Origin of the sequence: Vibrio wakamikoensis, from assembly GCF_050337275.1 — a bacterium.
Taxonomy (GTDB): domain Bacteria; phylum Pseudomonadota; class Gammaproteobacteria; order Enterobacterales; family Vibrionaceae; genus Vibrio; species Vibrio chaetopteri.
Genome location: NZ_JAKJST010000027.1, coordinates 20532 through 46536, shown reverse-complemented (window position 1 = coordinate 46536; position 26005 = coordinate 20532). Strand labels below are relative to the sequence as shown.

The window sequence follows — 26005 nt, the reverse complement described above, 5'->3', positions numbered from 1 at the left end:
TCAGCTGTTAATGAATGATAGACCAGTGTTACCCTAATCGAACTCAATGCTAGATAGGGATAGACGATGCAACAACAATGTCAGATTTCGTTGCCAGGAAATAAAGAATACTCTCCAGCCAAGACGTTTGCTCAAATGTCTGCATGGTGTGAACAGCACCAAATCACGCATGACCGTTATGGGGAAGGGGAGTTAATACAAAGCTTCGAACAGAAGCTGGCAAAGCTACTTGGCTTTGACGCTGGGTTGTTTGTTATCACTGGTACCATGACCCAGCCGACGGCGTTGCAGATTGCTTGTGAAATGAAGCGCAACAATAAGGTTGCGATGCATCCTTCGAGTCATATCCAGCTGCACGAAAATCAAGGCTATCAGTTGCAGCAGCGTTTTAACCTACTTCCGGTTGGTAAGCCGTTTAAACCTTGGGTACTGGAGGATTTAGTTAAGATTCCAGACACGCTAGCAGCCGTACTTTACGAACTTCCTATGCGTGAAATCGGCGGACAGCTGCCAAGCTTTGAAGAGCTATCACGCATTAAAGCTCACTGCCGTCAAAACGATATCCACCTTCATATGGATGGTGCACGACTGTGGGAAACCGCTGCATACTATCAAAAGGATTACGCAGAGATATGCGAGGGCTTTGATTCGGCCTATGTTTCTATGTACAAAGGCATTGGCGGCTTAGGCGGTGCGATGTTACTCGGTGATCAAGCGTTTATCGACCAAGCGGCAGTATGGATGCACCGTCAGGGTGGCAGTGTCTATCACCGTACTCCTTATATCGTTGCAGCAGCTATGCAGTTCGAACAAAGGCTAGCCTTAATGCCCGCGTTATTCGAACGCACGGAGCAAGTCTACAAAATACTGTCAGAATTCCCATTGCTGAAGCTAAACCCAGTCAAGCCACAAGCGAACATGCTGCATATTCATCTACCTATTAGCCAAGACAAAGCAATAGCGCTTCGAGACAAGCTTGCCACAGAGCACAGCCTATGGATTGGCAACCCACAACAAGGCATGTTAGCAGAGCAAAGCTACATTGAGTGGTATGTGGGAGATAGACTACTAGACATGGCAGATGACGATCTAAGAGGTTATCTCCAGTTGATTGAGCAAGGGTGTGTTTAGCTTTTAGTCGGTGATAGACCTTTTGGCCTATCGGTGACCAAAAGGTCTTGATGCTTAAACGATTTGCTTGCTGCTAAGATACAAAAAGGGCGCTAACTGTTAAGTTAGCGCCCTTTTCAAACGCTGTCGTAAGTTGAATCTGTATTCTATATCATTGTTATTGTTGAATTAATGTTGATTTGATTTTTTATTGTGTACCTGATGGTGTACCCATTGGTTTTTGTTACCTCGATTTTTCTCATTTTTAAGCGTTTTTCTGAGCATTCCTCACTTTCACGGTAAGATTGCACAAACAACTTTTAGGTTGTTAAAAGATGCCGTGACAACTTAAAAGTTGTTATCGGACTTATATACAACTAATATGTTGTTAATGGCATTTGGTACAACTCTTTGGTTGTCTGGTGGGAAGAATGAAAAGCTTAGAAGAAATCTCAACCGTGCTCACTGAGCAGCGCAGAAAACTCGGTATTGAGCAAAAAGACATGTACATGCGAATCGGCATGAAGCAGCAACAGTATCAGCGCATAGAAGCGGGTAGTGACGTAAAGTTATCGACTTTACTTAGAGTGTTGGAAGGGCTTGATTTGGAACTTTCTATCTCGCCGAAGCAAAGCAAAGGGCATACCGCTCCAATAGAGGATGCTTTTAAAAGTCAGAGTCAAGAACCTAAAGGTGAGTCGTTGCACGACGATGAGGATGATCTAGGGTTTTGGTTTGGTTCTGAGGATAAATGATGAGTAAGCAGATAGAGAAGGTGGAAGGTCTAAAGATTCAGCTCCATGGTATCGATGTTGCTGTAATAGCCCATTATGCTGGTGGCAAAAATATACTGACTTTCAACCCAGACTTTGTCGCAATGCCTGATAATCTCCGACCAGTTTTTACTCTGAGGCAGATGCTTGACCCTACTTATTTGAACAAGCCGCAGATTAGAACCGATAAGATCCCTCCAGTCCTTTCCAATCTATTACCTGAGGGAGTATTAAGAGAACTGACGGCGAAAGCGCTTCGTTGCCACATCAACAATGAGTTTTCAATTCTTGCCTATCTTGGCTCCAACTTGCCGGGGGCAGTCATTGCCAAGCCGATTAAAGCGGGCGATGTGCCCGTTTGGGCATTGGAGCAGCGTTTGTCGACAGAGCCCCAGCAAATAGATGTGAAACATGCTAACACCAAGTTCTCTCTAGCTGGCGTACAGATGAAGTTCTCGTCATCTCATGTGGATGGTCGTTACCATATTGATCAGGAAATATCTGAAGACATGTGGATTATCAAAACGCCGTCAACCGTCCACAAAGGTGTACCTGTTAATGAGTATAGCTGCATGAAATTGGCGGCGGCGGCGGGGGCTGACATTCCTGAGGTGCGATTAATTGAGCTTAGTGAACTAGAGGGCTTGCCGAGTATTAGGTTGCCAGATGAGCAGTACGCCTACGGTATTAAACGGTTTGATCGCAGTAGTTCCGGTCGTATTCATACCGAAGACTTTGCTCAGGTTTTTGGCCTCTATCCGGCAGACAAGTACCAACGAGTCAATTATGAACAACTCGGCAACGTGCTGTATCGAACCAGTGCAGAGCGGCTGAAGGACATTCAGCAAATGGCAAGAAGGCTGCTTATCAATATCTTGCTCGGTAACGGTGATGCTCATTTGAAAAACTGGACGCTCATTTATAGCGATAGGCAATCTCCACGCTTGTCTCCGCTTTATGATGTGGTGTTTACCACACCCTATATCGAACACGATAACCTTGCTCTCAACATGGCGGGTACCAAGCAGTGGTTCGATATCACGATGGAGAGTTTTAAATTATGGTCAGAAAAAGTAGGTGCGCCTTGGGTTGCCATCAAACCGCACATTCTGGATGTCATGGAAGTGGCGAGGACTCAATGGTTGTATCTGTTACAAGGCTTACCAATGTTGGATGAACACAAGGTTGCTCTCATTCAGCATTGGAAGCAGTTGAGTGCGGATTTTCAGGTCCTATAAAGGGAAAAGAGCCAACTTTTCTTCTCAAATTTGGTTGGTGTCATCTGAGATGCATGATTGACAACTATTGTTACTGAGCCGCTGGATACAAAAAGGGCGCTAACTGTTGAGTTAGCGCCCTTTCCAAACGTTTGGTGGAGCTGGAAAAAATTGAATCCGGCGACACGGTAATGTTAGTAAAAGCCTTGCCCCACCTGCTCTGAGGGCGATTTATATTGAATGAGCAAGAATAGTCTAATCGTGACACTTGCTCGTACAGCGACTTGAAAAATCTAGGCTATGTTTTCTGCCGTGTCTAGATGCTTCGGGTTTAATAACAATCGTAGTTCCTGAAGAATATCAGACGCCGGTTCAACTCCCTCTTTGATCCGTCTTTGAAGCGCAGCCCTACTGTCCAACTTATCTCTCCCAGTGGTATGCGGGTTTGAGTTCAGAAGCTCTTTGGACAGTAGCAGTAGATCTGATTGTTGCTCGATCAATACTATTGCCCTTTCTACAACTTGAACTTTTTCACGTTGAGCAAAAGAAGCACTTACTTCAAAGCAGTCCGCTTTTTGGTACTCTCGGCACCAGCGCCTTACCGTGCTTGTAGCTACGCCAATATTCGAAGCCACCATCCCTCCCGTTAGTCGACCTGAAAGGACTTCACTTGCGATGCTGTGCTTGAATGTTTTATCAAATTGCGTGACTTTTTTGTTGCTCATGGTGCTTCAGTTTAGGTGTTACGATTTCGCAGACTTTAATGCATCTAATCTGGAAAGTAAAATTGAATTTTTGACTTAAACTGTTGAATTTTAGGGGTTTTTGTTGGTTTGGCAATAAGGGCTTACTGAATAATTTGGCTTTCTAAAGTGGAGCTTTTGACTGTAACTCATTGAAGGCTTGGCTTTTTGCTCAACCTTAAGTGTTCTTCGTCAACGCCCTAAAAATACAGAGAGATAGGTTTTGCTATTTGAGCAAAACTACATCCCCGCTTGGGTGGGAAAGGGTAATCGTCAGTTTTCCACCCAGCGCTCGTACATATTGATTGAGCTGAGAGACGGTCAAATCGGACGACGCATTTTCTAAACGTTCTAATGCTTCTGGCGTCACTACCGGTGATTCTAGCAATTGAGCTTTTGTTATACCCAGCTGCCGCATCAGTTCATTCAAACGAATATGTGTCAGCATGGCATTTGATTTGCACTCAACCAACGCTAGTTCGTCTTCAGTAAAGCAACGGTCTAATTCGCTTAACGGCTGGCTTTTTGACATGAGCAGATCCTTATCGTTGTTGTCCACTTTTATCTGTGCTTGTATCGGATACTAGCACTAAATGAATTTTGATGATCTTAAGAGCTTGCCGCAAAGTCGATGCATTGATTTTGTCTATGAAAAAGTGAACGTCTATCTTTATGGCTCGTTAGATGAATGCTCTTGTTTTATCGCGCGTTGCACCGTGGATGGGTTGCAATCCAATGCAAGCGCAATCTTGCGAATAGACTTACCTTCCGCTCTCATTTCGAGAATTCTTGAGGTGCGCTCACGGTTTGGTACACGGCCTTTGTACTTTCCAGCCGCGGTTGCTTTTGCGATCCCCTCTGCTTGTCGTTCTCGAATCATGGCTCGTTCGAACTGAGCGACGGCTCCCAACATGTTTAACATCAATTCGGCAATGGGGGTGCTGTCGTCCGCGGTGAAGAGCAACCCTTCTTTATGAAAACGCACGGTAATGCCGTCATTATTCCAGTCTGAGACTAGCTTACGAAGATCATCGAGAGAACGTGCTAATCGGTCGATTGAATGCACATGAATCGTATCGCCCTCTCGGGCATACTCGATGAGCTTAGTAAGCTCGGGACGATTGGTACTCCCGCCACTGGCTTTGTCCTCGTAGATTTTGTCAAACTTAACGCCACATCCGGCGAGCTGACGTTCGGTGTTTTGTTCAATGGTACTAACGCGGATATAGGCGAGTTCGGCCATAATGTGCTCCCTGTATGCAATAGACTCTAGACACTTGTCATACTAGCGTGTGCAAAAAGGGAAATCGGGTCTAATACATACGCTTTTTGGGGTTGGTCACACGTGTGCTTTTGGGTGTACTTAATTGCATTCACATCCTCCTCATATCTTAGAAAAAGCTCTCGAATACTTCCTAGTTGAGTTCTTACATATTAACAACAGGTTACGTCAATATGGGCGTTTTTTTGCTAACTCAATGCTAACGGTAAACCGCGTTTTTTTATTGAAAAGTTAACATTTTAGCCCCGACAAGATTAGAAATATCAATCCCTTTCTGTTTGCCTCATATGGGCAGTTTCAAAATATGTGATTCGTCGCAAATTCCATCAAACTGCCTACAAACTGCCCATTGAAACGCCGGATTTTCGCGCCCAAGATTTGTTCTTTATTTGGGCTCCTTTTGAGGGAGTCGATGGGTCATTCAAGCGCGAATCATGTTTGCGCATTTTGGCCAAAATGGGGTGAAGGTATGGAAAAGAAAATCAGCGAGAAACCACGGTTGGCAAAGGGTTTGAGGATGATGGAGCTGAATGGTTCCGAGTATAGGTCTATTACGTCAACTAGACCTAATATAAATACACCCATTACATGCCCTACGAGAAGCAGTGGTCAGCATGAAATTAAAGATACTTTTAGTACTAAATCATACCATCATAATGATGCGTTGACGGTGGCGTCTATTTTGTTGGCAGAGAAGGCCAAAAAAGAACGAAGAGAGGCTGTCTTTATTACAGTTCTATTGGATGATGAGACAAACTTGAAGCTACGAAGTCAGGATTCAGACAAAAGTAAGGAAACGATGATTCGCTGTGCTGCACGTTGGCTCCGAGCTTACGAGTATATTTCAGGTGCAATTGTAGTACTTGAAGAGTGCTCTGAATCGGTGTTGCCCGATATGCAGACTCGAAGGTTGCATCTTCATATTTTCACTGTTTTGAATAGTAATGAACAGGAACTCGCTCGGAGAGAGTTCCTGTTAGGTAAACGTACACGAATACAGCTTCAAACAACATGGACTGACAGAAGGCCTTATACGTCAGATGACGAGTGGGAAGAAGAGGAGTTTGGCACAATGCCCAAAGACAAAGTCGACGAGGGAGCGGAGCATTGGCTCAATACCTATACTCGGGAGGTTGTGAATAAGACGACGGGCAAGGTTAGCAAAGAAGTGTGCCGAGTACTTCCTGTCTGCTCACGAGCAGTCGACTATATGACTAAAAATCTGGAGCGTCCGATTGGGCGAGGAAAGAACTACACAATACTAGGCCTAGAAGGCCACAGAGAGCGTAGAAAGGAGCTTGCTCGCCTCGGACGTGAACTACTGGCTGAATAGATTAAAACTGCTTCTGTCACGATACAGGAGCTTTCTCCAAAGACAATGTCCTAGAAAAAAACACGTTTTGAAAAGGGGAGTGAGCCTAAGTTTGAGATGACGACGGCTCGCCCTTATAGCGCCGCAAACACAACAAGGATGGGAAAGAGTGCATCTAAGAATATGGAATGACTTCTGTGACAGAGAGAAGGTTGTGGCACAGGCGGTTCCGTTGTTTAAGACCGATTCGGGTGGCCATGTTGAAACCCGCACCATTGGTCGTCGGAACAAGCGAGAGATCTTAGCACGTAGTGAGCCTATGGAGCAGCTAGTCATCGACCAAGTGAACTTGTTAATAGCTGACGTAGACAACGGACAGGCAACCTATGACGGTTTGATTTACATGATGCTGTACATCGAAAGTGGCAGCGTTAAACCTCTCTACATTGGTAAGACGGAGTTACGAGGCAGAAAGAACGACCTATCCGTTAATATCACCAAGCTTCAAACAGACAAAAGCAAGTTTGCTCGTTGGGGTGACAATTACCAATATCATATTGGTGATTTAAGTGCGGTTGTCTTGAATGGCCATCATCCCAAACAACAAACCTTCAAATACACGGACTGGGCGAAAGCTATGTTCACGGACTTCCCAACAGACTCTCCCGAATTACAGCGTCCAGTATTCTTTTGGTGTAAAGCGTGGCGCAGTGATGAAGTAGGGATATGGGAAGAGTTTGGTGCGACTCGGCTGACTTTCCTAGAGTATCTGTTGATAGGTGTCGCCAGTGCCTCATTTCCTGAGTTGTTACTAAATCGAGAGGGGCAAAACCGGTAACTTGATGAACAGGATTTGTTGGGAATCATAGAGAGATTTGCTTCTAGGTATAAGAGTAAATGGTATGTTCTTTCATTGTGAGTCTGTATTTGAAAATTTCTTATAGGTAGAACTGGTTATCGCTTCGAGCGGCGGAATAGAAGGTTGAAGCTGTCTCATCGATAGCAAAGTTAGATTTGTTGCGGTGTGTTGATTGACGTCACAGTTAATAGATCACCTAGCTGTATAGCGTGAACCTAGTCACAGCGACATTGTTTGTAAGATGATGATGATTAGATGAACTCATGTTAACTTGGTGGCATATGTTATGGTGGTTATTGCAGAGTAGTTGGCACTTTTAGAAGCGTTAGTTGAAGACTAATAGATGTTATGTAGCTAGGAGAGATATGGAAGTTTCGGTACAAATAAGCAAGGAAATCCAAGACGGAGAAGTCATTGAACTATACCGTGCTAATGGTTGGTCGTCAGCAGAGGTACCTGAAAAGCTGATACCCGCTTTATTGAATTCAGATACGTTAGTGACCGCACGTATAGGTGGCAAGCTCATCGGAATAGGTAATGCAATTTCTGATGGCTGTTTAGTTGTCTACTATCCACACATGCTTGTTGACCCAAATTTCCACGGGTTGGGAGTTGGTCGAAAAATGATGGAGTTGATGCAAAGCAAGTATAAAGACTTCCATCAACAAATGCTGACTGCGGATGGTGAAGCCGTAGATTTTTACAGAGCACTAGGCTTTGAGAGGGCGGGTAAAACCGAACCTATGTGGGTTTACGCTGGTAATGATCACTAATTTAAGCACCGCTACATAACAAATTGTTCAAGCAGACAGCTAACAGCTGGCGGTTTTGGTTTGAATTGAGTTTAGTGATTACGGTGGCTTTGTTGGAGTTTAGTGGTGGTTAGCTGCTACTGAACAAGGCGTTATGCCTCGCGTGATTACAATCGCGACATAAAGGTTTATAATCAATACTTTGCGCAATTATTCGAGGGTTGAAATGGTACCACCTAAAGTTTTTATTTCGTATTCGCATGACTCAGTTGAACATAAAAAGTGGGTTTTGGACTTTGCTACGACTTTGCGTAATCGTGGTGTTGACGCCGTAATTGATCAATGGGATTTAAAGCCGGGTGATGACTTACCTCATTTTATGGAAACACAGTTGGCATCTGCAAAGTATGTTTTGATGGTGTGCTCAAATCGGTATGTTGAGAAAGCAAATGCGGGTGAGGGTGGTGTAGGCTATGAGAAAATGATCCTAACTTCAAACTATCTTTCGAGAATTGATGGGTCAAAAGTTATTCCTATCATTCGCCAGCCTTCAGGTACGTATCATGTACCGACTTTTCTTAGTACCAAGCTATTTGTTAATTTCTCCAACGACTCAGAGACTGAGTATCGCTTTGATGAACTTCTTCGGCATTTACTTGACGCTCCTTTATTTGAAAAACCAGAAATAGGTACAAATCCATTTAAACCAATGGCAGGTTCTGCTCCAGATAGACAGTCAGACGGAGTTAAAGAAATAATGAAAGGGGTGGCTTTATGCTACAACCGGACATCAGGAAGCTTTATTCGGTTTTCCAACTTACTGAATATCATGGAAATGCACCGTATTACTGCAGACAAATATCTAGCAGATGCTAAAGCCGCAGGTTTACTGTCTACTCCTCACGGTTATCCAGATCGCTTGGTCATTAGCAAAAAAGGTAGAGAGTACTTGTTTGAGCACCAGTTGGTGGAACTTTAGGCATAACAATCTGTTTAAGAGTGATTCGCAACGCTTGGCATTTTTGCTATGCGTAGCGTTTAGTGTTTAAGGTGGTATGCGGAAGTTAGGTAAGTAGTTGCTCACACCTTAACAGGGCGTTAGAGCTACTTGATTAACGAATATGAAGAGGTCAATTTGAGTAATAAAATAGAAAGTAATGAAAAGAGTTATTTAACTTTAAGAAATTTCCGAGATGTCAGCATCCTAGCTTTTTTTGGTGTTATGTCGGTTAAGTTGTTTAGTATGGAGCTTAAGGTTGATATCAAAGAATTTACGTTTACTGACCTACTATCAATGGTATTGGCATTTTTTGCTATAGCACTTTCAGTTGCTTTCTATTTTAAGGCAACAGATACAAGTAACAGGTTTTATGATAATTCATATGCTTTCACCAAAGAGGTGTCTGAAATATTGGGACGTATTGAGGCTGGCTTTGGTGAACGATTGCGACATCTTGATGAAGGTTACAGTGGTATTCGTGACAAGTTTGATAAGTTGCCATACGATTCAACTCAAGTTAAAGCTGAAATCGAAAAAGAGAAAGAGGAAGTCCGCAAAAAAGAGGCTGAACAACAAACTGTATTAGAAGATTTAGCCAAAAGAGCACATTTGGCTGAAGCCGAGAAAGATGAACTATTCTCACGTATGAAGCAAATTACGAAAGAACTCGATGATGCAAAGCGTGAAAGTCGCAGGTTAACAAGAAGCATGAGACTTCATGCTGTTGAAAGTGATTCACGGTATGAGGCTTTGGATTATCTGCAAAAACTAATGGACGATATCAGACCAGCAAATCTAGATCCTCTCTCTCGTAGGGGGAGTTATGGTTACTTATTTCAAGATATTGCAAATGATATACCACGAAGTATGTATCGAGATCTTGAGCGCTATGGCTATGTTGAGAATGGCTCTTTAAGTAGAGAAGCCATTCGTTTAATGAAGAGTAAGCAAAATCGGCAGGCGTCGTAGCTCTAACAAAGCATTTAAGAGTGATTCCCAAAGCATGGCATTTTTCATTCCATCGTTGGGTTTTGTGTTTACGGTGGTTTGGTTAAGTTTCATGGTAGCGTTGCTAACACTTTAATGCGGCGTTAGGATTCATCAGGGAGTATTTCGTTGAAAAATTTATTCATTGATACAAATGTGTATTTATCTTTCTATCACCTTAGCAATGATGATCTTGAAGAGATTCATAAGCTTGCTGTTCTAATCAAAAGTGAGAAGATAAAGTTATGGGTAACACAGCAGGTAAAAGACGAATTCTATCGTAATAGAGAAATAAAGATTCAAGACGCAATAAAGAAACTTAGCGATCATAAAATCAAAGGGGTTTTCCCACAATTTTGCAAAGATTACGATGAATACGCAGAGCTAAAAGAGCTGCAGAAAACCTATGGAACATTGCATTCGAAGTTGCTTAAGTCTATTACAGAGGATGCCATAGAACATAAATTCAACGCAGATGACAGAATAAAGGAACTATTTAAACTGGCTGAGTATGTTGAAACAACCGATGAAATATTATCCGAAGCAAAATTTAGGCTCGCGGTGGGAAACCCTCCAGGCAAAAATGGCTCATTGGGGGATGCTATAAATTGGGAGGCCATTCTCTCAGAAACCCCAATAGACGAAGATCTGTACTTCGTTGCAGACGACAAGGATTACTATTCAGTACTGGACGAGAATCGCCCTAAAGATTTCCTACTAGCTGACTGGAAGGAGTTTAGTAAATCTGATCTTTTCTTTTACCGTCGCTTGTCTCAGTTTTTTAAGGAGCACTATCCTGAAATAAAATTAGCCAGTGAGTTAGAAAAAGAAATTGAGATTAATAACTTGGCTCAAAGTGGAAGCTTTGCTCGAACTCACACTGTAATCAATAAGTTAAGTAAGTTTGAAGGATTCTCTCAAACTCAAGTAAATCAGTTAGTTGAAATAGCACTTTCAAACGATCAAGTCACATGGATCTTTGGTGACGAAGATGTTTACGAATTTTATACTGCGTTGCTTGATCGACATGCTGATGCTATTGAGGATGACATTTTCGAAAAAATACAGGAGCTTGTAGCTCAATACGCAGATTAATCCTAACTATCTGTTTTAGAGTGATTCGCAACGCATGGAATTTTTACTGTGCGTTGGTTTGAGTGATTAAGATAGCATGAGGCGGCTGCGGCATTGATTTGCTTGTACCTTATCAGTAGTTCAGGTGTATTTTGGTTCATCTGTGTTTACTACTTGGAGACGAGATGGATAAATTAGAAACGATTATCGCTAGTATAGGCTTTTTAGCGATAGGAATACCTGCAGGGTATTTTGCATTTTTGATTTTTAGAATATCTATTCGACAGGAAAAGTTCTCGTGGACGGGATCTCTAGCTGTTGTCACTACGCTATGCGGCGGTAGTTATTTGGCTTATCTAGATAGGCCTCTACATTTTGGCTTGTATGCTATCGGTTTCCTTTTGGGATTTTTATGGTACTTACGCAAGCTAACAAAGAACAATAGTGTTTCGTCACGTTACTAGAACGACGAGCGCCATATAGTTATGCGTTCAAGTGACAGCCGTCACACGATGCTAAGGGGCGTTTAAGTTGTTTTTAAGTCCGCCTTGTATGGGGGCAGTGGATGTTTTTCTTGTAGGCATGTGATACACCCGAGGCAGCGAGATACAGTAGCATCAATAGAGAAGGGTGTTTTGGTAACACCCCCGCAAGCTTATTTTCTTGAAACAAATCGTTCGTATGACAGGCCAGACAGGTCTACCCCAAAGTCCATACTGTCCATGCCTTCCTTCATCTTACGTAGCCTTTGAATCCGTACATCGTGTGAAACTCGGTTGACGTGGATATAGGCTTCGGTCGCACCTTCGCGCTCTTCATACACCACTCCATACGTTTTAAAGTCGCCTTTGTGGCCGACAATGTTTTTGAGCAAATGAAGCGGTAGTCCCGATTCAAGCCACTTAGTAATGAACCCATGACGGAAGCTATGAAACTTCAATGTTTGGCTTTCGGACGGGTGCTCCACGCCGCATTTGTACAGATAGCCTTCCATTCTTGGCGTGCCATCCTTTTGTCGGCTGTGGACGTTGCGGTTAAAGAACTGACCAATACGATTGCTGTAATCGCCGCCTTTCTTCTTCAATGTCGGAAATAGGCTGGATGTGGTATCGCCTTCGCCGTCACTTAAGCATTGTGCTCGATACTCTAAGAAGCCCGCGTCCAATAGGCGCTGCGGGATAGGGAACGTGCGTATTCCGGCTTCTGTCTTACTCTTGGTGACTTGAAGGCACCAAAGACCGTCCAGCTCGACGACGTCCTGCAACGTCAGTGAACCAATCTCTTCCGAGCGCATACCGGTGTAGAGCGCAATCAACGGTATCCAAAAGTGCCATGGCACGCCATTGTCACGGAGTGGTTTGGTATCACCATACAGGTAACCGTCCAGGAACAGCTTGGCCAGATCGCTAGGCAGAAAGTTGACCACTTCCTTTTTGGTTTCTTTGGTGCGCTTTTTCGATACCTTGAGCATGGACACGAAATCGTCCTTCAAATAATGCTCATGCTGTGCCCACGTGAGGAACACGCGAACATGCTTGAAGTGGGTATCAATGCCTGAGCCTGACAGTGTGGCACCATTCCACGCCTTGATGGTGTCTTTGAACCATTTAGGGCGAGCAGAGCGTGCCCGCGGAATGGCAAAACCGCGCTTATCGAAGTTCGAGGGGATGGCGTGCATCATGTCTCTGTAGTGGCGGATGTCTTTAGCGGTTAACGCCGTGAGCGCCACCGAATAACCGACAATATCCAGAAAGCGGCTTAGACACGCGCGACGGGCTTCCTTGGTGTAGCGGCCGTAGGTGCTGGTCTGCTCTTCGTAACTCAGAAACTTCTCGACGTACGCGTGGAGCGTCTGAGACGCGCTGACACGCTTTTTGGGGCGCGATGCTGCTGTCGATGTCGCATTTGTAAGGTTTGTCTTATCTGTCGCTGTCGAGCGTTTGAGCGCGTCTGGTGACGCTTGTGCCTCATTGTTGATGGCGCTGGGTGTTGGATTGGAAACGGCGGCGGACACAGTGGGCGCTTCTGTTATGAGGCGCATGGACTTTAATGCCCCTTTGAGGCGTTGGTTGCTGTCACGCAAACGGGCGGCGTGCTCTGCTTGTTCTTGTAAGTCATGGTTCGCGCGCAGCAAATCACGGCGCACTTCAAACAGCTGGGTGTCCGTGGTGGCGAGCAGGGCACGCAATTGATTGTTGGCTTTCCAGTGCTTCACCTTGTCTTGCAGTGTGATCACGTCAATGTCTCCTTTCATCACAGATTCATGCAATGACCAACGAAATGTCCGCGCACAAGGGTAGAGCAGCATATAGCGCTCTTGTGCGATGACCGGATCTTTGGTCTCTATAGAAAGGGAGATTTCCTGCGGGGCGTTGGGAAGCGCACGGACGGATTGAGTGAAGATGAGGCGAAAGCAATAGACGCCGTATCGGTTCTTCGTTAAGTGGGGCAGTTTGCGCATGATCGTGACACTCGTTCGTGACACCCGCGATTCAAACGACCAAATATGAAAAAGGCCTGAAATCCTAAGAAAATCAGGCCTTTACCAAACGTTTGGTGGAGCTGGCGGGAGTTGAACCCGCGTCCAAAAACCATTCATCATTGGTACTACATGCTTAGTCGATCTTTAAATTCACCACCAACCTGCGAACCGACACGCTAGTTAATGGCTATCCTGAATTGAATTTCGAACTTCATCTCTCAGGCGGGAGAATCCGATCTAGCTAGTTTGGGTTTGACTCTTTGTTGTTCCCCGTCTTACAAGCGGAAGCTAGGGCAAAGAGGCTCTGAGCAGGTTATTAAGCTGCTAGTGCGTAGTTTTCGTCGTTTGCGACTATTTTTTTGCGGCTTTTTACGTGGCCAACCGCCCCACGGCATGCACCTCAGACTGCAAAATTCCTGTCGAATCCTAAATCAGCCCCAAAGTGTTCTTCGCATGTTACCAGAAAAGCATGGCCTGTCTAGCACTGCGGAGTTTAACTGGTCAGTTTTAGCGCAAATTACTCTTCATGATTCGCGCTTTATCACGTGCCCAATCTTTTTCTTTCAAATCAGCACGTTTGTCGTGAAGCTTTTTACCTTTCGCGACGCCCACTTTGATCTTAGCCCAAGAACGCGACCAGTACATAGTCGTAGCAACAAGCGTCATGCCGTCACGGTTAACTAGACCAATAAGTTTGTCCAGTTCGCGGCGATGCAAGAGCAGTTTGCGTACGCGTGTTGGTTCGGCAACAATGTGAGTTGATGCTTGGTTAAGCGGAATGATTGACATGCCACTGATGTAAGCTTGGCCATCACGTAGGAAAACGTAGCTCTCAGCGATATTCGCTTTGCCTGAGCGTAGGGATTTTACTTCCCAGCCTTGCAGTTCGATACCAGCTTCGATCTCGTCTTGAATGTGAAATTCGTGGCGAGCTTTCTTGTTCTGAGCGATGGTATTGCTACCCGCTTTATTCTTTGAATTCTTCTTTACCATAATGGCGTCATTATACGGCGAGTTTTTGCGTTTAGGGAAGGGTTTTATTTGCCAAGCTTTTGTTTTGTGTGAGCGCGCGTTACCTCCCGATTATTAAAGGGTATGAGCGTGTGACTTGAGCTAACTGCTGCTTAACAGTAGAATCGGAGGCAACCTTTTAGTTTGGGGAGTTTTTATGCAACAAGTGACTCGCTCGGCGCTCGTGATGTTTAGCGCTGATCAAATGTTTAACTTGGTTAATGATGTCGCCAGTTATCCTGATTTTTTGCCGGGCTGTTCAGGCTCGCGTGTACTAGAGACAACAAACTCAGCGATGGTTGCGTCGGTAGACGTTTCAAAGGCAGGGATCAGTAAAACATTTACCACTGCGAATACTTTGGTGCATGGAAGCGAGATTCTGATGGAGCTGGTGGACGGCCCATTTAAAATGCTTAAAGGCGTTTGGTCTTTTATTCCACTCGATGATCAGGCGTGCAAAGTTGAGCTAAAACTTGAGTTTGAATTCTCAAGTAAAATGATTGAACTGGCGTTTGGAAAGATCTTCCACGATGTCACGAGTAATATGGTGAACGCATTTACTAAGCGTGCCAAAGAGGTGTACACCTATGAGTGCTGACGCTCAGCTTATTCACGTAGAGGTGGTTTACGCCTTGCCTAATGAACAGCGTGTTTTTCAGTTGGTGGTTAATCATGAATCGACGGTGGAAGAGATTATCCAAAAGTCGGGCGTGCTGTCGGTGTATCCAGAGATAGATTTGTCGACCAATAAGGTTGGCGTGTTTAGTCGCAACGTGAAGTTGGACGCAACGGTAAGAGATAAAGACCGTATTGAGATTTATCGCCCGCTACTTGCCGATCCAAAAGAAATTAGACGTAAACGTGCAGAGCAAGCCAAAAACGCGGGCAAAGCCGATCCGGTGACGGGCGGTAAGCCATCGCCAGTTCGAAAGAGTGCAGAGGCAAGCTAACGCTACAGCTTCAATAGAAATGAAAAAAGCTCGCCTAGGCGAGCTTTTTTGTATTTTAACCATCTAGTTCAGTGCGTCGAAGAAGTTATCGCTTGCTTCGTAGTCGCCAGCGATAGACGCCAACACGCCGTTACCGTCAAAGTTGACGACTAGGTTCTGCTGAACAGAATCGTCGTGTCCCTTGGTTGCGTGGTAGATGTAGTACCAAGTATTCGGGTAGCCGTTTTCAATGAGCATTGGTGAGCCAAGAACGAAGCGAACTTGTTCTTTGGTCATGCCATAACGTAACTGGTCTACCGCACTCTGCTCAACGAAGTTGCCTTGGTTGATATCAATGCGATATACGATTTTTTCTATTACTGAACATCCTGTCAGCACACTAAGTGCTAGTGGTAATGCAAGTAACCACTTCTTAAATTGCATAGCTTTAATTTACAACGTCGATTTGTGAAACTGCAAAGATAATAAACAAGGATGAGCCAGAAGTAAAAACTTGTCTGCGTAAGATTGTCGCTCAAGCTCGGTTTTATGAGTTAAGCAACAATCCTCGGTTAATCTTGGCTTGCTAGGGAACTATCTCATCACAGTGCAATCACGCGGCGATCAGTAGTTCTTTAGCGTTGGCGAGTGTTGAGTCGGTGATTTGGCTGCCACCAAGTAGTCGAGCAAGTTCGGTGATACGCTCTTGCTCGTTTAGAGTCAACATACTGGTCTCGGTTTTATTGGCTTTGGTCGTTTTGGTAACAAACAATTGCTGATGGCCATGACCGGCCACTTGCGGCAAGTGGGTCACACACAGCACTTGCGTTGACTCACCAAGCTTACGAAGCATTTTACCCACCACTGCAGCAGTAGGTCCGCTGATACCGACATCCACTTCATCGAAGATTAGGCTTGGTGTATCGACTTTTTGTGCGGTGATCACTTGGATAGCTAAGGAGATCCGAGATAACTCACCACCAGAGGCCACTTTGGCGATCGGCTGCATAGGCTGGCCTGGGTTGGTGGAGACCAAGAACACCACGCTATCCATGCCTGTTGGGGAAGGATGGTCAGATTGGAATGCGACATCAATGGCGAATTTGGCTTTTTCCATACTGAGTTCATGCATGCTTTGAGAAATCAGCTTGTTGAGCTCTTTTGCGTAGCGTCCACGAGATTTATTCAGTTTTTCACTGACTCTGACATAAGCATCAAAGTGGTTGGCCACTTCTTGCTCCATTTCTGCCATTTTTTCATCCGAGCAATCTAGAGCTTCGATTTGTGCGAGCAAGTCCTGATGGTGCTGGTATAGCTCCTCAGGCATCACATGGTGTTTACGAGCCAGCGACATGATTTTAGAAAAACGCTCTTCAACATAAGCCATACGCTCAGAATCAACATCAATTTTGTCGAGATAATTGCGAAGCTCAGTATTGGCTTCCTCAATTTGGATGATGGCTTCTTCAATCATGTTAGGAAGTGGCGTTAGGCTAGTGTCGAGCTCGGCAAGCTGCAGCAATTTGCTGCTGGCGGTTTGTAGCATAGCAAGTGCGTTTACTTCATCACCCTCGTAGATGATGTCGATGGCTTGTTGGCACGTCACTGCCAATTCACCACTGTTGGATAAACGCTTGTGTTCTTGTTCAAGACCGGGGAATTCGTCTTCTCCAATCGCTAGCTCATTGAGTTCTTTGATTTGATATTCAAGCAACTGTAGCTGCGCCAGGTTGTTAGCACTGTTTTCTTTCAGTTTGGTGAGTGCAATATCGGCACTGCGCCAGGTTTGGTACTTTGAACGAACCTGTTTAAGCAGCGCAGTGTGGCCTGCGTATTGGTCAAGCAAGCTGAGCTGATAATCGCTCTTCATCAATTGGTGATGCGCATGCTGACCGTGGATGTTTATCAACAGTTGGCCAAGCGATTTTAGCTGTGACAAGGGAACCGGACTGCCGTTAATGAAAGCGCGCGAGCGCCCTTCTTTGGTAATGGTGCGGCGCAAAATACATTCAGTGCCATCAAACAGGTCATTGTCTTCGAGCCAGCGTGTCGCTTGTTGATTGTTCTCAATCGCAAAAGCGGCAGTGACTTCGGTTTTGTCTTCACCAGCACGCACGGCGCCAGCGTCGGCACGGCCACCTAAACACAGCCCAAGCGCGTCGATAGCAATGGATTTACCTGCGCCAGTTTCGCCAGTGATGGTTGTCATACCTGTACATAGTTCTAACTGCAGCGATTTTACGATAGCAAAATTATTAACACTTAGATGAGACAGCATTTTATTTACCTGTTTAAATGAACATTACTGTATGTAAGCTCAGTATATACTGTTTCTTTATACAGTAAAGTTGCACAGGTAAATTTTTATGTGACAGGACGCACTGTTGCCGATTATTTGATCGAAAAGAAAGGGATTTAACCGGCAGATACAAAAAAGCCTCAATGGCAATATTGAGGCTATCGATAGGAATGGAGGCTATCTATCTGATTTATTTAAAACAGTTTACTCGACCATCCGAGTTTATTTCGCAGTACGTGATAGTAGCTATAGTCTTTTGGATGGATAAGTTTTAGCGCGTTCGGACTTTGATAGATGTGGATTTCGTCACCAGGCGAGACAGGTAGCGAGATTTGTCCATCGCAGCTGACTTCTTGTGTGCCACGGTTATCAGGGGATACCACCAGCTTAATACGGCAGTTGCCATCAACCACCAATGGGCGACTCGACAAGGTATGTGGGAACATCGGTACCAATGAGATTGCATTGAGTTGTGATGATAATATAGGGCCACCGCCGGAGAGCGAGTAGGCAGTGGAGCCTGTTGGCGTAGACACAATAAGCCCGTCAGATCGCAAACTGAACGCGAATGAGTCATCAATATAGACTTCAAACTCGATCATGTGTGCGACTTGTCCCGGGTGAAGAACCGCTTCATTGAGTGCTGCGTTATGACTTTTTATTTGGCCGTGTCGATGAATTTCCGCTTCTAGGAGAAAACGTTTCTCCTCAAGGTATTCACCATTTAGCACGGATTCGAGTGCAGTTTCAAAGCCTTCAGGATTTAGATCTGTAAGAAAGCCAAGGTTGCCACGATTGACGCCAATTACAGCCACATCGAATCGAGACAGTACTCGAGCTGCGCCAAGCATATTTCCGTCGCCGCCAACCACAATAGCTAAGTCGGCTTCTCGGCCTATACGAACTAAGCTGAAGAAGTGCTGCCTTGGGATGTCGACAAGAATATCGATCAGACGATCATCGACAAGAACCTTGTAGCCTTTCGAGGTGAGCCACAAAAACAGCTCTTTATGGGTTTGAATGGCTTGCTGAGCTCGAGGTTTGCCTATGATGGCGATCACCTCAAAGGGTTTTTTCATATCACTTCCAAACTAATAGTGCTTGAATCACAAATCTTCATCCCCATAATATACCCAAAGTATGTATATATGCAGTGTTTGGTGCGATTTAGTTCCTAAGAAATGTGAGTGAGTCGTATTATGCATTGCCTTGAAGCGAGTATTCCGGAGAGACCATGAGCAACGAAGAAAACAAGGTAAATCAAGAAGAGCTAAACACCCAAGAAGCGGAAGCAAAACAGGAAGATGCAGAGGTGGTAGGTTCTGACGCTGACGTGGAATGGAACGAAGAATCCGAGCAAGACATCCAAGAAGCTAAGATTGCTCAACTAGAAGCGGCTTTGCTGTCTAGCGAAGCGAAAGTGAAAGAGCAGCAAGATTCTGTTCTACGCGCGAAAGCAGATGTTGAAAACATGCGTCGTCGCACAGAGCAAGAAATTGACAAAGCTCGTAAGTACGCACTGAACAAGTTCGCTGAAGAACTTTTACCAGTGATTGATAACCTAGAGCGTGCTATCGCAGCCGCAGATGCTGAAAACGAAGCAGTAAAACCGATCGTTGAAGGTGTTGAAATGACGCATAAGACGTTTGTTGATGTGGTTGCTAAGTTTGGTTTAAAAGAGATCAACCCAGAAGGTGAAGCATTCAACCCTGAGCAGCACCAAGCAATGTCTATTCAGGAAAGTGCAGATCACGAGCCAAATACCGTCATGTTTGTTATGCAAAAGGGTTACGAGCTCAATGGCCGTGTTATCCGTCCTGCCATGGTAATGGTGTCAAAGTAGCAGATTATTTCTAGGGGTTGACACTAGAGGTTTATCCCAACGAATTTGCCTATTCTATAAAATGAAGCCTTATTGGCTTCATTTTTTTTGGTTTATTATTCTGGTATTTTCTATAAATTCGGAGTTATAAACTTTAAGAAATGGATAAGAAAATGTAAAATTTATGCTTTCATTTTGACTTCACATCTGTAATATCCCCTGAGCTTTCTATAAATAAGAAAGTAAATAACTATAAAAGTGCAGGGAATAAACACAACATTCTGGAGTTTTTGAATGAATAAATCACTATCCCAAAAGATCTTTGTAGGTCTATTTGCTGGCCTTTTGATTGGTACAGCGATTCAATACCTTTTCGCAGGTGTTAGCCTTTTTGACCAATATCTACTTGGTTTTGCAGAAGGCGTAGGCGGCATGTTCGTCTCATTAATCAAACTACTCGTTGTACCATTGGTATACGTTTCTATCGTTTGCGGTATCGTAGAACTTAAAGACATCAACTCTTTCGGTCGCCTTGGCGGCAAAACCTTTGCGCTTTATATTCTTAATACAGTGATCGCGATTACTTTTGCACTTGCTATCGGTATGATCGTTCAGCCGGGTGCAGGCGCTAACCTAGGTGGCACAGTGGCTGAAGCTGTTGAGCTCACGTCAACCACGACACCTGATATCTTCTCAATGATCACCAACATTGTACCAAGCAACCCTATTCAGGCGTTTGCTAACGGTGACATGTTACAAATCATCTTTATGGCGATTCTGACTGGTCTGGCTATCCAGGCTCTGGATAAAAAAGGCGGTCCTGCTATCAACGCATTCAAAGTAGCGAATGACGTGATGATGAAGCTGATTGGTCTTGTAATGAGCCTAGCGCCTTACGGTGTATTCGCACTGATGATTCAACTTGGCGCAACGCTTGATGCCAACACATTAGCGTCGGTAGCGGGTTATGTGGCACTGGTGGTGGGTATTCTTGTTCTGTGGATCTTTGTGGTTTACCCACTTATGGTTGGCGCAACGACGAAAATGACGCCAGCACAGTTTATTCGTGCGACACGTGAGCAGGTTCTGTTCTCGCTATCAACGGCAAGCTCTAACGCGACGATTCCAGTGACTATGCGTACTTTGACAGACAAGATTGGTGTGTCTAAATCTGTAGCTGGATTTGGTGTACCTCTGGGTGCGACTATGAACATGGCAGGCGCGTCTATCTACATCGCGATTGCGGCTATCTTCATCGCTAATGCCTTCGGTCAGCCTATCCAAATGGGCGATCTGTTTACTCTAGGCTTTACGGTACTACTACTTTCAATTGGTGCTGGTGGTGTTCCAGGCGGCGGTGTAGTGATGATTGGTGTTATCCTTCACCAATTAGGCTTGCCACCAGAAGGTCTAGCAATTGTTGCTGCTGTTGACCGTATCAACGATATGTTCTGTACTAGCTCAAATGTTGTCGGTGATACTGCAGTGAACACGATTGTTGCTGGTAGCGAAGGTGAAATTGGTGAGCCAGCAGAGCAAGAAGCTGACGCAGTGCTTGCTCAGAGCCGTGCGTAATAAAAAATAGTTTCGCTAGATAAAAAACGGAGCCCATTATGGCTCCGTTTTTATTTTTCAAACAATTACAACGTTAGTCATTGGGTGTAAATGATGTTCAGATGCACAATGACAACAGAAAAAACTTAAACTTTTTTCACTTCTTCCCTTGAAAAGCATTTTGACGCCCTTATCTATGGGTCATACAGAAAACAAACCTATTGCGAGCGGACAGTTTTGTCGGCTCTCAGCCTCACACTGAGGCAGCAAACGAAACAATAGAATTATTCGGAGATAGCCTGATGGGTAAAATCATTGGTATTGACTTAGGTACTACTAACTCTTGTGTTGCGGTTTTAGACGGCGACAAACCACGCGTAATCGAAAATGCTGAAGGTGAGCGCACAACCGCATCGGTTATCGCTTACACAGACGGCGAAACGCTAGTAGGTCAACCTGCAAAACGTCAAGCAGTTACAAACCCAGAGAACACGCTATTTGCTATTAAGCGTCTTATCGGTCGTCGTTTTGAAGACGAAGAAGTTCAGCGTGACATCGAAATCATGCCTTACAAAATCGTTAAGGCTGACAACGGTGATGCATGGGTAGAAGCAAAAGGCCAGCAAATGGCTGCTCCTCAAGTATCTGCTGAAGTACTTAAGAAAATGAAGAAAACTGCAGAAGACTTCCTTGGTGAGGAAGTAACTGGCGCAGTTATCACAGTTCCTGCCTACTTTAATGATGCACAGCGTCAAGCAACGAAAGATGCTGGTCGTATCGCAGGTCTAGAAGTTAAACGTATCATCAACGAACCAACAGCAGCAGCTCTTGCTTACGGTCTAGATAAGAAAGGCGGCGACCGCACTATCGCAGTTTACGACCTTGGTGGTGGTACATTCGATATCTCTATCATCGAGATTGATGAAGTTGAAGGCGAGAAAACATTTGAAGTTCTAGCAACTAACGGTGACACACACCTTGGTGGTGAAGACTTCGATAACCGCATGATCAACTACCTAGTTGAAGAGTTCCAGAAAGAGCAAGGTATCAACCTTAAGAACGACCCACTTGCAATGCAGCGTGTTAAAGAAGCAGCAGAAAAAGCGAAGATCGAGCTTTCTTCTACTTCTCAAACTGACGTAAACCTACCTTACGTAACTGCAGATGCAACTGGTCCTAAGCACATGAACGTAAAAGTGACTCGTGCGAAACTAGAATCTCTAGTTGAAGACCTAGTACAACGTTCTCTTGAGCCACTAAAAGTTGCTCTAGCTGATGCAGACCTATCAGTAAGCGACATCAACGACGTAATCCTAGTTGGTGGTCAAACTCGTATGCCTATGGTTCAAGCGAAAGTGGCTGAGTTCTTCGGTAAAGAAGCTCGCCGTGACGTGAACCCAGACGAAGCAGTAGCAATGGGTGCTGCGGTTCAAGGTGGTGTACTAGCGGGTGAAGTTAAAGACGTGCTTCTACTAGACGTTACTCCTCTGTCTCTAGGTATTGAGACTATGGGCGGCGTAATGACTAAGCTAGTTGAGAAGAACACAACTATCCCTACAAAAGCGAACCAAGTTTTCTCTACAGCAGAAGACAACCAGAACGCGGTAACTATCCATGTTCTTCAAGGTGAGCGTAAGCAAGCGATGTACAACAAGTCTCTAGGTCAATTCAACCTAGAAGGCATTCAAGCTGCACCTCGTGGTATGCCTCAAATCGAAGTGACTTTCGACCTAGATGCGGACGGTATCCTACACGTATCTGCGAAAGACAAGTCGACAGGTAAAGAGCAGAAGATCACTATCCAAGCGTCTGGCGGTCTGAGCGATGAAGACATCGAGAAAATGGTACAAGAAGCAGAAGCTAACAAAGAAGCGGACAAGAAGTTCGAAGAGCTAGCAGCTGCACGTAACCAAGCAGACCAAATGGTTCATGGTACTCGTAAGCAAGTAGAAGAAGCTGGTGAAGCGCTACCTGCAGAAGAGAAAGAGAAGATCGAAGCGGCAATCACTGAGCTAGAAGAAGCTCGTAAAGGTGAAGACAAAGAAGCGATCGACGCGAAAGTTCAAGCGCTAATGGCAGCGGCTCAGAAGCTAATGGAAATCGCACAGCAACAAGCTCAAGCACAAGGTGCGGGCGCTGAAGCTGGCGAACAGCCTAAGCAAGACGACGATGTTGTTGATGCTGAGTTCGAAGAAGTAAAAGACGAGAAAAAATAATTTCTCGTCGCTATAAAGCCCAATCTCGGCGTCGGAAATGCTCATTTGCACTTTCTCTATGAAAACTAAGCAAACTGCGCGTTTCCTCCTTGAGCTTGGACTTTATAGCTTAGAGAATTCAGTGAGCTGGGTTCTCGAAAAGTGATTGTTGCGGGCGTTTGGGGTAACCTTTACGCCCGCAAATTTGTAAACAGTGAGTTTACGAGAGTCATGTCGCTCTAGATAAGGACACCAATCTTTATCTAGAACGATACAATCCCCAAACAGCGTCGGGCTGTTTGTCGAAGTAATTGGTAACAAGCAATATGTCAAAACGTGATTTTTACGAAGTATTAGGCGTTGATCGTGACGCATCAGAGCGCGACATCAAGAAGGCGTATAAGCGTCTTGCGATGAAGTATCACCCAGATAGAAACCAAGGTGATGAAGCGGCTGCTGAGAAGTTTAAAGAAGTAAAAGAAGCGTACGAGATCCTAACCGAGCCTCAGAAAAAAGCAGCGTACGACCAATACGGTCACGCAGCCTTTGAACAAGGCGGCATGGGTGGTGGCGGCTTCGGCGGCGCTGGTGCTGACTTCGGTGATATTTTCGGTGACGTATTCGGTGATATCTTTGGTGGCGGTCGTCGTGGCGGCGGTGGTCATCGTGCTCAGCGCGGTGCAGACTTGCGCTACAACATGGAGCTAACGCTAGAAGAAGCGGTTCGTGGTATTTCAAAAGAGATTGAAGTACCTACATTAGTAGAGTGTGATACTTGTGACGGCTCAGGCTCGAAGAAAGGTTCTTCACCACAAACCTGTGGCACCTGTCATGGTCATGGCCAAGTTCAAATGCGCCAAGGCTTCTTTGCAGTTCAGCAAACCTGTCCGACTTGTAGCGGTACCGGTAAAATCATTAAAGACCCATGTAACAGCTGTCATGGTCAAGGTCGCTTACAGAAGACTAAAACACTTAACGTTAAGATCCCAGCCGGTGTGGATACAGGCGATCGCATTCGTCTATCTGGCGAAGGTGAAGCGGGAGAGCATGGCGCACCAGCCGGTGACTTGTATGTTCAAGTCCATGTGAAAGAGCACCACATCTTTGAGCGTGAAGGCAACAACCTTTACTGTGAAGTGCCAGTAAGCTTTGCTCAAGCTGCATTGGGCGGTGAAGTTGAAGTTCCGACACTTGATGGTCGTGTAAGCCTTAAAGTGCCAGAAGAGACTCAAACTGGCCGTATGTTCCGCATGCGTGGCAAAGGTGTGAAAGGCGTTCGTGGCGGTGGCGTTGGTGACCTAATCGTGAAGCTTGTGGTTGAAACGCCAGTGAAACTGAGCGCTCGCCAGAAAGAACTTCTGCATGAATTTGAAGAGTCATGCGGTGGTGAAGCAGCGAACACGCATAAGCCAAAATCAGAAGGTTTCTTCAATGGTGTGAAGAAGTTCTTCGATGATTTAACCAGCTAAACGCTCGAAAATCTCAATTAAATCGGCCCGCGATAATGACAGTTATCGCGGGCCGATTGCTTTTCTAAAGGCTGATTTTGCACGCTCAGCTTTACCAGCATTCCAGTGGAGTCACATCACCATTGGACGTCAAAGTCATGGTTTTATCCGCCCCAAGGCAGGTATCGTCAGACTGGCTGGTCATCGTTTGTGCGATGGCTTTAATGGTATAGGCGGCGCCAGCGCTGCTCACTACTTCAAATTGATAGCGGTTGACCTGAGATTCACACACAGTGCAACTTCCACCGGAAATAACAGATGCAAAGTTGTAGCCGCTACTATAAGTGCGTTCGAGCTCCAACTGCATTTCCAGTAAATCACCCAGCGCGATCATTCGGTGACTTTCTCGCACCTGCTGCGTGTAGTTTGGGTAGGCAACGGAAGTCAGAATGCCGAGTATGGCTAACGTGATCAATAATTCGATCAACGTCAAACCTCTTTGTCTACTCCCGCCTTGTTTGCATTTCATTATTTTAAGTCAATCCAAGCGACTATTTTAAAAGACTTTTCTAGTGTTCTCTGCTGCTAGGATTAACGCAAGTAGATAGGTTTGTTTGTTACCAGTTTCATAGGATTTTGGGAAATGGTTCGCGGCTTTACGTTTTTGGAATTGATCATCACAGTAGTGATCTCGGGTATTGTCCTTATGGCGATGGCACCGACGTTTACTGATGTCTCTAAATCAAACAAAGTCGAACGCGCAGCTCTTGAACTCTACGGGGTGATTGTGCAAACCCAAGCGGAAGCGATTCTGCGCAACGAACCGTTGTGGATCCATTTTGAGGGCTTGCCTGAAGGCGCATCGGATGGCAGTTGGACAGCAGTAGTGGCGAATAAGGGCAGTCTTACGGATAGTGACGTAAAGCGGTTGTTTACCGTGTCTGGTGCGCCTTTTGATGGCGCGACCATTGAGTTGGATTTTAGTAGTGAACAACTCAAGATTGATCATATCACTGGCGCGGCTCGCGTGGGTGGTAATATCACTATAAAACCTTACCCGCGCAGTGAAAAGTTTGCCAAGATCGTCAGTCACGCCGCATCAGGGCGAGTGAAAGTATGCCAAAGTGGTGGCGAGTATGGGTTGGGGGACTGCTAA

At 45.1% G+C, this 26005-nt stretch carries 26 protein-coding genes and 1 other RNA gene; 17 read left to right on the top strand and 10 right to left on the bottom strand.

What is annotated here, in order from left to right:
* Window positions 1-66 precede the first annotated feature (66 nt).
* The 3 genes from L4C42_RS16335 (at window position 67) to L4C42_RS16325 (ending at window position 3121) form a co-directional block, all read left to right on the top strand.
* Window positions 67-1131 carry a threonine aldolase family protein gene (locus L4C42_RS16335; RefSeq protein WP_353497955.1) on the top strand — a complete coding sequence of 355 codons (1065 nt, stop codon included), beginning with the start codon at window positions 67-69 and terminating at the stop codon, window positions 1129-1131.
* A gap of 410 nt (window positions 1132-1541) precedes the next feature.
* Window positions 1542-1865 (top strand): helix-turn-helix domain-containing protein, encoded by a 324-nt coding sequence (locus tag L4C42_RS16330; RefSeq protein WP_353497956.1) that lies wholly within the window; start codon window positions 1542-1544, stop codon window positions 1863-1865.
* Window positions 1865-3121 carry a type II toxin-antitoxin system HipA family toxin gene (locus L4C42_RS16325; RefSeq protein WP_418641723.1) on the top strand — a complete coding sequence of 419 codons (1257 nt, stop codon included), beginning with the start codon at window positions 1865-1867 and terminating at the stop codon, window positions 3119-3121. Before L4C42_RS16330 ends, L4C42_RS16325 begins: the two co-directional genes overlap by 1 nt.
* Window positions 3122-3393: 272 nt before the next feature.
* Here L4C42_RS16325 and L4C42_RS16320 read toward each other — a convergent pair whose 3' ends face one another.
* The 3 genes from L4C42_RS16320 to L4C42_RS16310 all read right to left on the bottom strand — a co-directional run bounded on the left by L4C42_RS16320 (window position 3394) and on the right by L4C42_RS16310 (window position 5086).
* Window positions 3394-3825 carry a transposase gene (locus L4C42_RS16320; RefSeq protein WP_429761285.1) on the bottom strand — a complete coding sequence of 144 codons (432 nt, stop codon included), beginning with the start codon at window positions 3823-3825 and terminating at the stop codon, window positions 3394-3396.
* A gap of 244 nt (window positions 3826-4069) precedes the next feature.
* Window positions 4070-4375, bottom strand: a complete 306-nt coding sequence (locus L4C42_RS16315; RefSeq protein WP_429761283.1) for a helix-turn-helix domain-containing protein — start codon at window positions 4373-4375, stop codon at window positions 4070-4072.
* 138 nt (window positions 4376-4513) lie between these two features.
* Window positions 4514-5086, bottom strand: a complete 573-nt coding sequence (locus tag L4C42_RS16310; protein WP_429761281.1) for a recombinase family protein — start codon at window positions 5084-5086, stop codon at window positions 4514-4516.
* Between the two features lie 796 nt (window positions 5087-5882).
* Here L4C42_RS16310 and L4C42_RS16305 point away from each other — a divergent pair.
* From L4C42_RS16305 to L4C42_RS16275, 7 genes are all read left to right on the top strand, one after another.
* Window positions 5883-6458, top strand: coding sequence for a hypothetical protein (locus L4C42_RS16305; RefSeq protein WP_429761279.1), 576 nt, complete (start codon window positions 5883-5885; stop codon window positions 6456-6458).
* Window positions 6459-6606: 148 nt separating this feature from the next.
* The gene (locus tag L4C42_RS16300; protein ID WP_429761277.1) at window positions 6607-7275 is read left to right on the top strand and encodes a hypothetical protein; all 669 of its coding nucleotides are present in this window, start codon (window positions 6607-6609) and stop codon (window positions 7273-7275) included.
* A gap of 386 nt (window positions 7276-7661) precedes the next feature.
* Window positions 7662-8069 (top strand): GNAT family N-acetyltransferase, encoded by a 408-nt coding sequence (locus tag L4C42_RS16295; RefSeq protein ID WP_429761275.1) that lies wholly within the window; start codon window positions 7662-7664, stop codon window positions 8067-8069.
* 205 nt (window positions 8070-8274) lie between these two features.
* Complete coding sequence (locus L4C42_RS16290) at window positions 8275-9027, top strand: toll/interleukin-1 receptor domain-containing protein (protein WP_429761273.1); 753 nt, start codon at window positions 8275-8277, stop codon at window positions 9025-9027.
* A 156-nt stretch (window positions 9028-9183) separates the two neighbouring features.
* Window positions 9184-10017 (top strand): hypothetical protein, encoded by an 834-nt coding sequence (locus tag L4C42_RS16285; RefSeq protein ID WP_429761271.1) that lies wholly within the window; start codon window positions 9184-9186, stop codon window positions 10015-10017.
* 147 nt (window positions 10018-10164) lie between these two features.
* Window positions 10165-11130: a PIN domain-containing protein gene (locus L4C42_RS16280; RefSeq protein WP_429761267.1), complete on the top strand. Its 966-nt coding sequence runs from the start codon at window positions 10165-10167 to the stop codon at window positions 11128-11130.
* A 164-nt stretch (window positions 11131-11294) separates the two neighbouring features.
* Window positions 11295-11573 carry a hypothetical protein gene (locus L4C42_RS16275; protein WP_429761265.1) on the top strand — a complete coding sequence of 93 codons (279 nt, stop codon included), beginning with the start codon at window positions 11295-11297 and terminating at the stop codon, window positions 11571-11573.
* A gap of 191 nt (window positions 11574-11764) precedes the next feature.
* On the opposite strand, the gene L4C42_RS16270 is transcribed toward L4C42_RS16275, so the two are convergent.
* From L4C42_RS16270 to smpB, 3 genes are all read right to left on the bottom strand, one after another.
* On the bottom strand, window positions 11765-13570 hold the full coding sequence (locus L4C42_RS16270) for a site-specific integrase (RefSeq protein WP_429761263.1): 1806 nt from the start codon (window positions 13568-13570) through the stop codon (window positions 11765-11767).
* Between the two features lie 93 nt (window positions 13571-13663).
* Window positions 13664-14030: a transfer-messenger RNA gene (ssrA, locus tag L4C42_RS16265) on the bottom strand.
* A gap of 68 nt (window positions 14031-14098) precedes the next feature.
* Window positions 14099-14584 (bottom strand): SsrA-binding protein SmpB, encoded by a 486-nt coding sequence (gene smpB / locus L4C42_RS16260; RefSeq protein WP_112460957.1) that lies wholly within the window; start codon window positions 14582-14584, stop codon window positions 14099-14101.
* A gap of 175 nt (window positions 14585-14759) precedes the next feature.
* Between smpB and L4C42_RS16255 the strand changes: the two genes are divergently transcribed.
* Window positions 14760-15200, top strand: coding sequence for an SRPBCC family protein (locus L4C42_RS16255; RefSeq protein ID WP_338163649.1), 441 nt, complete (start codon window positions 14760-14762; stop codon window positions 15198-15200).
* Window positions 15190-15552 carry an RnfH family protein gene (locus L4C42_RS16250; RefSeq protein WP_353497975.1) on the top strand — a complete coding sequence of 121 codons (363 nt, stop codon included), beginning with the start codon at window positions 15190-15192 and terminating at the stop codon, window positions 15550-15552. Before L4C42_RS16255 ends, L4C42_RS16250 begins: the two co-directional genes overlap by 11 nt.
* A 63-nt stretch (window positions 15553-15615) precedes the next feature.
* Here L4C42_RS16250 and bamE read toward each other — a convergent pair whose 3' ends face one another.
* From bamE to nadK, 3 genes are all read right to left on the bottom strand, one after another.
* Window positions 15616-15975 (bottom strand): outer membrane protein assembly factor BamE, encoded by a 360-nt coding sequence (gene bamE / locus L4C42_RS16245; protein WP_042500816.1) that lies wholly within the window; start codon window positions 15973-15975, stop codon window positions 15616-15618.
* Between the two features lie 169 nt (window positions 15976-16144).
* Complete coding sequence (gene recN / locus L4C42_RS16240) at window positions 16145-17809, bottom strand: DNA repair protein RecN (protein ID WP_429761260.1); 1665 nt, start codon at window positions 17807-17809, stop codon at window positions 16145-16147.
* 215 nt (window positions 17810-18024) lie between these two features.
* Window positions 18025-18909: an NAD(+) kinase gene (nadK, locus tag L4C42_RS16235; protein ID WP_353497977.1), complete on the bottom strand. Its 885-nt coding sequence runs from the start codon at window positions 18907-18909 to the stop codon at window positions 18025-18027.
* A 155-nt stretch (window positions 18910-19064) separates the two neighbouring features.
* Between nadK and grpE the strand changes: the two genes are divergently transcribed.
* The 4 genes from grpE (at window position 19065) to dnaJ (ending at window position 24870) form a co-directional block, all read left to right on the top strand.
* Window positions 19065-19673, top strand: a complete 609-nt coding sequence (gene grpE, locus L4C42_RS16230) for a nucleotide exchange factor GrpE (protein ID WP_042500822.1) — start codon at window positions 19065-19067, stop codon at window positions 19671-19673.
* A 273-nt stretch (window positions 19674-19946) separates the two neighbouring features.
* Window positions 19947-21227 carry a dicarboxylate/amino acid:cation symporter gene (locus tag L4C42_RS16225; protein WP_353497979.1) on the top strand — a complete coding sequence of 427 codons (1281 nt, stop codon included), beginning with the start codon at window positions 19947-19949 and terminating at the stop codon, window positions 21225-21227.
* A 281-nt stretch (window positions 21228-21508) separates the two neighbouring features.
* Window positions 21509-23422, top strand: a complete 1914-nt coding sequence (dnaK, locus tag L4C42_RS16220; protein ID WP_353497980.1) for a molecular chaperone DnaK — start codon at window positions 21509-21511, stop codon at window positions 23420-23422.
* A 305-nt stretch (window positions 23423-23727) separates the two neighbouring features.
* Window positions 23728-24870, top strand: coding sequence for a molecular chaperone DnaJ (gene dnaJ, locus L4C42_RS16215; RefSeq protein ID WP_429761257.1), 1143 nt, complete (start codon window positions 23728-23730; stop codon window positions 24868-24870).
* Between the two features lie 91 nt (window positions 24871-24961).
* Here the strand turns inward: dnaJ and L4C42_RS16210 are convergent, their stop codons facing one another.
* A complete protein-coding gene (locus L4C42_RS16210; protein WP_429761255.1) occupies window positions 24962-25378 on the bottom strand; it encodes a type IV pilin protein in 417 nt (138 codons plus the stop codon).
* 114 nt (window positions 25379-25492) lie between these two features.
* On the opposite strand from L4C42_RS16210, the gene L4C42_RS16205 reads away from it, so the two are divergent.
* Window positions 25493-26005, top strand: a complete 513-nt coding sequence (locus L4C42_RS16205) for a GspH/FimT family pseudopilin (protein ID WP_429761253.1) — start codon at window positions 25493-25495, stop codon at window positions 26003-26005.

Coding starts and splice junctions, on each gene's coding strand:
- L4C42_RS16335 (WP_353497955.1), top strand. CDS start 67: ATGCAACAACAATGTCAGATTTCGTTGCCAGGAAATAAAGAATACTCT.
- L4C42_RS16330 (WP_353497956.1), top strand. CDS start 1,542: ATGAAAAGCTTAGAAGAAATCTCAACCGTGCTCACTGAGCAGCGCAGA.
- L4C42_RS16325 (WP_418641723.1), top strand. CDS start 1,865: ATGAGTAAGCAGATAGAGAAGGTGGAAGGTCTAAAGATTCAGCTCCAT.
- L4C42_RS16320 (WP_429761285.1), bottom strand. CDS start 3,825: ATGAGCAACAAAAAAGTCACGCAATTTGATAAAACATTCAAGCACAGC.
- L4C42_RS16315 (WP_429761283.1), bottom strand. CDS start 4,375: ATGTCAAAAAGCCAGCCGTTAAGCGAATTAGACCGTTGCTTTACTGAA.
- L4C42_RS16310 (WP_429761281.1), bottom strand. CDS start 5,086: ATGGCCGAACTCGCCTATATCCGCGTTAGTACCATTGAACAAAACACC.
- L4C42_RS16295 (WP_429761275.1), top strand. CDS start 7,662: ATGGAAGTTTCGGTACAAATAAGCAAGGAAATCCAAGACGGAGAAGTC.
- L4C42_RS16290 (WP_429761273.1), top strand. CDS start 8,275: ATGGTACCACCTAAAGTTTTTATTTCGTATTCGCATGACTCAGTTGAA.
- L4C42_RS16275 (WP_429761265.1), top strand. CDS start 11,295: ATGGATAAATTAGAAACGATTATCGCTAGTATAGGCTTTTTAGCGATA.
- L4C42_RS16270 (WP_429761263.1), bottom strand. CDS start 13,570: ATGCGCAAACTGCCCCACTTAACGAAGAACCGATACGGCGTCTATTGC.
- smpB (WP_112460957.1), bottom strand. CDS start 14,584: ATGGTAAAGAAGAATTCAAAGAATAAAGCGGGTAGCAATACCATCGCT.
- L4C42_RS16255 (WP_338163649.1), top strand. CDS start 14,760: ATGCAACAAGTGACTCGCTCGGCGCTCGTGATGTTTAGCGCTGATCAA.
- L4C42_RS16250 (WP_353497975.1), top strand. CDS start 15,190: ATGAGTGCTGACGCTCAGCTTATTCACGTAGAGGTGGTTTACGCCTTG.
- bamE (WP_042500816.1), bottom strand. CDS start 15,975: ATGCAATTTAAGAAGTGGTTACTTGCATTACCACTAGCACTTAGTGTG.
- recN (WP_429761260.1), bottom strand. CDS start 17,809: ATGCTGTCTCATCTAAGTGTTAATAATTTTGCTATCGTAAAATCGCTG.
- nadK (WP_353497977.1), bottom strand. CDS start 18,909: ATGAAAAAACCCTTTGAGGTGATCGCCATCATAGGCAAACCTCGAGCT.
- grpE (WP_042500822.1), top strand. CDS start 19,065: ATGAGCAACGAAGAAAACAAGGTAAATCAAGAAGAGCTAAACACCCAA.
- L4C42_RS16225 (WP_353497979.1), top strand. CDS start 19,947: ATGAATAAATCACTATCCCAAAAGATCTTTGTAGGTCTATTTGCTGGC.
- dnaK (WP_353497980.1), top strand. CDS start 21,509: ATGGGTAAAATCATTGGTATTGACTTAGGTACTACTAACTCTTGTGTT.
- dnaJ (WP_429761257.1), top strand. CDS start 23,728: ATGTCAAAACGTGATTTTTACGAAGTATTAGGCGTTGATCGTGACGCA.
- L4C42_RS16210 (WP_429761255.1), bottom strand. CDS start 25,378: ATGAAATGCAAACAAGGCGGGAGTAGACAAAGAGGTTTGACGTTGATC.
- L4C42_RS16205 (WP_429761253.1), top strand. CDS start 25,493: ATGGTTCGCGGCTTTACGTTTTTGGAATTGATCATCACAGTAGTGATC.